Origin of the sequence: Neobacillus niacini (assembly GCF_000759675.1) — a bacterium.
GTDB classification, from domain to species: Bacteria; Bacillota; Bacilli; order Bacillales; family Cytobacillaceae; genus Neobacillus; species Neobacillus niacini_A.
This window is the reverse complement of the sequence record NZ_BAWM01000019.1, coordinates 1-3,407: the sequence shown is the minus strand read 5'-3', so window position 1 is coordinate 3,407 and position 3,407 is coordinate 1. Positions and strand designations below refer to the sequence as shown.

3 protein-coding genes are annotated in these 3,407 nt (G+C 39.1%); 1 reads left to right on the top strand and 2 read right to left on the bottom strand.

The features are described 5' to 3' along the window. Positions 1–394: 394 nt before the first annotated feature. Together TR08_RS09920 and TR08_RS09915 are read right to left on the bottom strand one after the other, a co-directional pair. Positions 395–1,291, bottom strand: coding sequence for an RCC1 domain-containing protein (locus tag TR08_RS09920; protein WP_045517913.1), 897 nt, complete (start codon positions 1,289–1,291; stop codon positions 395–397). Positions 1,292–1,925: 634 nt separating this feature from the next. Continuing rightward, positions 1,926–2,303, bottom strand: coding sequence for an enoyl-CoA hydratase (locus tag TR08_RS09915; protein ID WP_045517911.1), 378 nt, complete (start codon positions 2,301–2,303; stop codon positions 1,926–1,928). A gap of 452 nt (positions 2,304–2,755) precedes the next feature. On the opposite strand from TR08_RS09915, the gene TR08_RS09910 reads away from it, so the two are divergent. Continuing rightward, a complete protein-coding gene (locus TR08_RS09910) occupies positions 2,756–3,271 on the top strand; it encodes a DUF421 domain-containing protein (protein WP_045517909.1) in 516 nt (171 codons plus the stop codon). Positions 3,272–3,407 lie beyond the last annotated feature (136 nt).

Below are 3,407 nucleotides of genomic sequence, written 5' to 3'. Positions count from 1 at the left end.
CTGTCAGCTATACATTTCCGCCACAACGGCATGTTAGGGACTTTCACCCATTAGAGCGAAGCGCTGCCAAGCGCACACAAAAAGGGCAACCTCAAGGATGCCCTTTAACCTGCTCTGTTATTTGCACTAAAAAGAGAAGGCCATAGGAACCTGGGAACACCTTCTTCAAGTATTCTGTTCGTTAGTTGAACAAGAAAAAAGACTTTACTCCCTTATTGAAGTAGTCGAGTAGAAGGAGCCTTTTTATTGGGTAGTTCATGACCCTTACTAGGATGATACGACCTAGGCTCGGCCGCACAAGTACCCGTTAGCTGAAGTAGGAATTTTTACCTTTTATGTTTAATCCTTTTTTTGATTTACTAGTTGCAGGAACTGTATCCTTTTTTCCCGAAAACTAATTGCCAGGCAGTTGGATGCCGCGCCAGCCGCTTACATCGCATTGGCCATATTCGTTATTACCCACAGCAACCACCGTGCCGTCCGATTTAAGACCGATGGTATGAGCGCAACCCGCCGCAACTGCTACAATATCGCACCAGTCACTTACATTGCATTGACCATACTCATTCCAGCCCACAGCCGCCACAGTACCGTCAGATTTTAGGCCGATGGTATGACTACTACCCACCGCTATCGCCACAATTCCGTGCCAGTCGCTAACATCGCATTGGCCTACCTTATTTTGACCCACAGCAACCGCCGTGCCATCCGATTTAAGCCCAACAGTATGAAGATAACCCGCCGCAACCGCCACTATTCCGCGCCAGTCGCTTACATTGCATTGGCGATACCTATTATTACCCACAACCGTCACCGTGCCGTCCAATTTAAGACCGATGGTATGCCAGTCACCCGCCGCGACCGCCACAATATCATGCCAGCCGTTTACATTGCATTCACCTTCATTATTTCGGCCCACAGCTACAACCGAACCATCCGATTTAAGCCCAATGGAACGACACCACCCCGCCGTAACCGTTACAATATCGCACCAGTCGTTTACATCGCATTGGTCATGCTTATTCCAACCCACAGCTGCCACAGTACCGTCCGATTTAAGACCGATTGTATGAGCATTACCCGTGTTCGCCGCCATATGAACATTACCAGCCGCGACAGCCACAATATCGAGCCAACCGCTTACATTACATTGGCCATATTTATTATCACCCACAGCCGTCACCGTTCCGTCCGATTTTAGACCAACGGTATGACGACGCCCCGCCACTATGGTATCTTTAGGCCACCGTTTCACCTTTAACGCTGCTTCTTTCGGTGAAATGTAATCCATGTTTTACCTCCTTGAAAACAAGACCTATTATTTTATTGAATCACTTTTGCTTGTTATACTAACCTGCCCCGTTAGTTCTTAGTTCAATTATTAATAGATAAGCATACATTTAAGAGTAGGGTAAACCACCCTTATTCTTATACTCATCCTTAGCCCGAACCTACTACGGATTTTTTTTATTACTTTAACTCGAGATATATTGCTCATTCACCAACATCTTCCAAGCGTATCTTAAAGTATGTTGTGATTCATGCACCTTCCTTCATCGAAACCATCCTTACGGGTGGTTTTTTTGCATAAAAAATACACCGATTTTAGATGGCGTTATCACACATAAGAGCTTCTTATGCTGGATACATGAAAAATAAAAAAGCCACCAATTATGGCAGCTTGATCTTAACTTAATGCACCTGTTACTTTAAGTACATATTTCCACAAACTACCCGTTATTATGTCGTTTATCTGGTTAACCACCAAATTATAAACAAGGAAACTGCTATTAATGCCCATACCAATGCTTGCAAATTTTTCTTTTTCTTTTTGTTCATTAAGAATCCCTCTAATCCAAAATATCGCTATGTTATGACAGGTTACTTCACTATCGCACCCGTTAATTGAAGAAAGTTTAAAGAATTTAAAGTATTACGCCTGAAACATCCCCTTTTAATACTTCTTTTTCATGCTGGTTTTTGCATAAAAAGGTTGCAATAAAAGCTGTTCTATTATTTTCTTGCCTTTCGTATTTTTCAATTTTAAATTCACAAATTATTGTATCTCCAGTAAACACAGGTCTTAAAAACTCAAAATGCGTACTACGAGCCAGTACGTTATTATCTCCAGCTATTTTTGTTGGAAGAGTTGCCGTTAATAACCCTTGAATTACAAGTCTTCCCTGTTCATCTGGGGTTATATGATGAATCCCTTCATCACCTGAAATCTCAGTAAATAATTCAACATCCCTTACTGTAAAAGTCCGTTCAAACGTAATTAAATCTCCTGCTTTTAATGGCATTTAAATCTCCTCCTGAATGTTTTATACTAAATGATCAATAACAATGTGAATATTACAACAATATCAAACTCTTAAAGGTAATATATTCCATACAAATTAATTAAATCCTTCTTTCACTCTCCTGTACCGTTGGTTGAACAAGAAAAGCTCTACTCCCTGTTGAAATAGAGCACTCGTTAGCCATTCATGAAGCGCAAATATCAGCGCTTCACCAATGAGAATGAAAATATACTGAACTGTCCATACTGATTTTTAATCTAGTCACTCCAATCCATAGATCAATGAATTGAGGCTCTCTCCATTTTTTTAACGAATGAGACTGGTCTTCTTTGGTATCGTTTTTTCGGTGATAGAGAAGTTTATTTTCATGGTAGAGATAGCGCAAAGAGTAAGCTCTTATATTGAATATTTTGTAACTCACTTTGGAAAATTAAGTTAAAAAGGATGATTATATGCAACTTGATATTGTTTGGAAAGCAGTGCTAATTATTATCATGGGAACGCTTTTATTAAGAATAGCTGGAAGAAACTCTATTTCTAAATTGACGGTTTCTGAACTTGTTTTAATGAGTACAATTGGTCCATTACTAAGTCGTCCAATTGAAAATAAGGGTATTTGGACAAGTTTTGGTGTTGCTTCTATACTTATACTAACAGTATTTGTGTTTCAGTTTCTTAAATTTAAATTAGATTCATTAGAATTATTACTAACTGGTAAGCCAACTATCATTAATGAAGATGGGATCTTAAATATAGGAAACATGAAAAAGACTCGTCTCACAACTGAAAATCTAAAAATGCGTTTACACCAGTTGGGAATAACCTCAATTGACGATGTAGAGTGGGCGACATTAGAAGTGAATGGGCAAATTGGATATAAATTGAAGCCAAACTCACATCCTGCAACTAAGCAGGACATTCAAAATTTGGTGCGACTAATTGAAACAAAATTTCTTAAATCAGAGTAAAGCTAAGTAAAAATCATTATTTCTCTTTTATTTAAAAAGCACTCATTTTAACTGAGGGCACTGAAAAAGTCCGCTTTTAACAATCAGGGGGTAAATTGCTCGATATTAGTCGAGCGATTTACCCCCTTTTGCTTTA

Bases quoted from the DNA above. Each gene is read 5' to 3' on its own strand.
- TR08_RS09910 (WP_045517909.1), top strand. From the start codon at position 2,756: ATGCAACTTGATATTGTTTGGAAAGCAGTGCTAATTATTATCATGGGA.
- TR08_RS09915 (WP_045517911.1), bottom strand. From the start codon at position 2,303: ATGCCATTAAAAGCAGGAGATTTAATTACGTTTGAACGGACTTTTACA.
- TR08_RS09920 (WP_045517913.1), bottom strand. From the start codon at position 1,291: ATGGATTACATTTCACCGAAAGAAGCAGCGTTAAAGGTGAAACGGTGG.